At 41.5% G+C, this 241-nt stretch carries 1 protein-coding gene; it reads left to right on the top strand.

The window, feature by feature from the left end:
- The coding region (locus AAEY62_RS24425; protein WP_502935573.1) for an RNA polymerase factor sigma-54 at positions 1 to 241 on the top strand (241 nt) is incomplete at both ends.

The following is a 241-nucleotide window of genomic DNA, read 5'->3' as shown; positions in this document are numbered from 1 at the left end:
GATATGCACACTCCACGTGGCATTTTTGAGCTTAAGTACTTTTTTTCAAGCCATGTAAGCACCGAAAATGGTGGCGAATGTTCATCAACTGCCATACGTGCCCTGATTAAAAAGTTGATAGCTGCAGAAAACTTAGCCAAACCATTGAGTGATAGCAAGATTGCAGATATATTGGCTGAGCAAGGAATTAAAGTAGCTAGACGGACAATTGCAAAATATCGCGAATCTCTGGCTATTCCCC

This window comes from Pseudoalteromonas sp. GW168-MNA-CIBAN-0100, from assembly GCF_040309225.1.
Classification (GTDB): Bacteria; Pseudomonadota; Gammaproteobacteria; order Enterobacterales; family Alteromonadaceae; genus Pseudoalteromonas; species Pseudoalteromonas arctica.
The sequence above is the reverse complement of the archived record's forward strand: the minus strand, read 5'-3'. Positions and strand labels throughout refer to the sequence as shown.